2 protein-coding genes are annotated in these 2,909 nt (G+C 51.4%); one reads left to right on the top strand and one right to left on the bottom strand.

Annotated features, from left to right (window positions below):
• Positions 1-512 precede the first annotated feature (512 nt).
• Positions 513-1,877: a hypothetical protein gene (locus Q0340_RS09610; RefSeq protein WP_298083120.1), complete on the bottom strand. Its 1,365-nt coding sequence runs from the start codon at positions 1,875-1,877 to the stop codon at positions 513-515.
• Between the two features lie 439 nt (positions 1,878-2,316).
• On the opposite strand from Q0340_RS09610, the gene Q0340_RS09605 reads away from it, so the two are divergent.
• Entirely contained in the window at positions 2,317-2,805 is a 489-nt protein-coding gene (locus Q0340_RS09605) for a hypothetical protein (protein WP_298083119.1), read from the top strand.
• Positions 2,806-2,909 lie beyond the last annotated feature (104 nt).

Raw genomic sequence — 2,909 nt, 5'->3', positions numbered from 1 at the left:
GTTTGGCTGCGGACTTCGGTGCGGCTCGATAGCGAAATTAGCAATCGCGTGATTTTTTGGGCTTTGGCGCGGCTCGGTATAACTTGATGCGGACGGAAGCCTGCGATAAAACGGCGCCCACCGCATAGACGACCCCTAAAAACTTCTAGCTCGCGACGCGACACCGAACCGCGTTCATAGCGCAGTCAAAAGTGCTCGCAAAGCTTCATACGCTAGCAAAATTGCGGCTTTTAGTGGCTGCGATACAAAGACAATGCGGTGCAAAGACAAATCGCCGCACAGGCACGGATGCTGCTTCAAATCTACGGCGCGGGTATAAAATTTTGCTTTCAAAATCGGGCTTTAAAAGCGCGAGCTCCGCCGTGCGGTCTTAACCCGCCGCAAGCCCGCACCGCCTTCAAACGGCATAAAATTTTGCCGCGCCATAAGCGCTAAAACCGCGTAACGCCCGAGCCAAATTTCATCGCAGCGCAGCGACGAAATTTCACGAAACTCCGCCGCCCGGTAACCCGCTAGCCCTTCTTTAGCTTCCTAAGCTCGCGCAGAACCGCCTCCTTGCTCTTGCTATCCCTTAGCGCATCGTAGCACTGCGCGAGAAGCTCTAGCGCGTGAGCCAAAGCCTGCTTGTAAGCCGGCAGCTGCTGATATGCCAAAATTGCCGCCGCATCGTCTCTCATCGCCGCGAAATGTCTCAGCGCCGCAGACGGATCACCGCGTATCATCGCGATCTCGCCTAAAATTTCGTGTCCGTCGTAGCCCGAGTGCTCGTAGGCGGTGCCGCGCATGCCCTCGTAGAGCTTTACCGATCTGTCCGCGTAATCCTGCGCCGCGGCTAAATTTTTCTGCGCATAGCTCGCAGAAATTTTACTCGCGCCCGCCTCTTTGTAAATAGCCAAAAATTGTCGCGCGATCTGTAGATAAAGCCCGCCCGTATCGGGCTCCGTCACATCCGAAAGCTCCGCTGCGGCAAGCAGATGCTCTAGCGCGGCGGCACACTCGCCCAGCCCCGCATACAGCTGCGCGTAATCTCGCGCGAGCGAAGCCTTACGCGCGCGCTCGTCTGATCCGTCTTCTATAAACGGGCGTAGATGCAAGCAGTGCGCCTCCCATGCGGCCAAATCCCGTAGTGCGCGACGCTTGGGCTCGGGTGCGGGCTCATTCAAAGCGGAGCTAGCCTTGGCGCGCAGATACTCGCACGCGCCGCTAGCTCTGCCTTCGGCCTCGTAGGGATCGGGTGTGAGCGTTTGCAGTCGGGCGAAAATTTCCTCCGCACGCACGGGATCGCTCTGCAAAAACATAGTCCAAACAAACAGCGCCCGCCCATATTCGCGCACGGCACCCTTACGATCGCCGCGAGCCTCGTAGATGCGCCCGAATGTATAAGCGCTCTCGTAATTTACGGCATCGGCATATATCTCCGCCACCCCGCTTTGCATGGAGCTCGCGTCCGTCGCCAGCGAGATCGCGGCGTCGGTATCGCCGCGCTGCAGCGCGATCCGCGCACGGACAAATCTGCTAAAAATCCGCCCTACTTCGATGCGCTTTAGCTCGCTAAGCTCCTGCGCCCGTGCGGCGAGCTCTTCGGCGCGCGAGATCTCTTTAGCAAGCAGCGCCCGATCGGCATTTTCTAGCAATCTCCAAATTTCGCGCATAGAAGACGCGGCGGAATTTTGAGCGGAGACATTCGCGGAGACTGTGTTTTTTGGCGCGGAAATCTCGGACGGGGCGGAATTTTTGGCGGCATTGCCTGCACCGATAGAATTGGCGGTATCCTTTACGACGGCGCCGTTTACGGCACGGGTGTTTTCGGCGGGCGGCGAGACCTGCGTGCAGGCTGCAAGAAACAAGCCGAGCGCGACATAGGGTAAAATTTTCATAGGCGACCTTTGGAATTTTAGCCCGATTATAGCAAAACAAAGTTTAAATTCCGCGGCGGCGGAGCTTGCGTCTGCGCAGAGCGGCGAGCTAGCCTAGATGAAATTTTAAAATTCTACCGAGCGACGTTCGTAAGCTGCGCGAGTTTGGGTGCGGGCTTGCGTACGGCTCGATAGCGAAATTAGTAATCGTATGAGCTTTGAGGCTTTGGCGCGACCCAATGCGAACGGGGCCTGCGATAAAACAGCGCCTGAGGCTATTTTTGCATGCGCCCGCCTACGCACACTCGCGCAGATAACGGGTCTTTAAAATGGCAAGCTTGAAATTTTAAAATTTAGCGTAGCTACAGCGAGATTAAATTTAAACGCTGCGTAAGCGCAGTAAGGTTAAAATTTAGCGCTAAATTCAAAGCAATAATGCAAACGTAAGCAAGGAGCTAAAATGAACGATGCGAAACCGGATGAGCCGCTGCTAATCGTAAAAAGGGCGAGGCGTTTTTACGGACCTTTTTATGCAGTAGTTAAAATTTTGCAATTTTATCTCGCCATTGTTTTTATAATGCTTGATAAGCCTTATGCGCCTATCGTAGGCTGGGTGATGCTGATCGGTCTTTTTTATACGGCGGTTATCCCGAATTGCTTTAAATTTATTGCGTGCTACGATGATCGCATAGTCGTGAGATATTTTTTCTGGGAAAAAGTTATCATGCTTAAAGATATAAAGGAATTCACCGCATATAAAATCCCTATATCATTTAAACAAATTTTAGCCATAAGACTTAAGCCTAAAATTTATGATATATTGATTTATCTAGGCTCAATCTCTATACCGATGGACTACATAGCGAGCGATGATTTTGAAAAGCTGGAAATTCTACTAAAAGAACGCAATGTAAGATATTTCAATTTTAAAAATTTTAAATATGAATAAATTTTATCTGAGGAGCGAAAATGGGTTGCTATCGCAGTTATCAAACTATAAAAATAGGCGGGTTTTTTAATTTCGCCATAAAATTTCTTGTTGCAATATTTTTC

The organism is uncultured Campylobacter sp. (genome assembly GCF_938045595.1).
Taxonomy (GTDB): Bacteria; Campylobacterota; Campylobacteria; order Campylobacterales; family Campylobacteraceae; genus Campylobacter_B.
This window is presented reverse-complemented; position numbering and strand designations above follow the sequence as displayed.

What these genes read in the sequence shown, in the direction of transcription:
- Q0340_RS09610 (WP_298083120.1), bottom strand. Translation starts at nt 1,877, where the DNA reads ATGAAAATTTTACCCTATGTCGCGCTCGGCTTGTTTCTTGCAGCCTGC.
- Q0340_RS09605 (WP_298083119.1), top strand. Translation starts at nt 2,317, where the DNA reads ATGAACGATGCGAAACCGGATGAGCCGCTGCTAATCGTAAAAAGGGCG.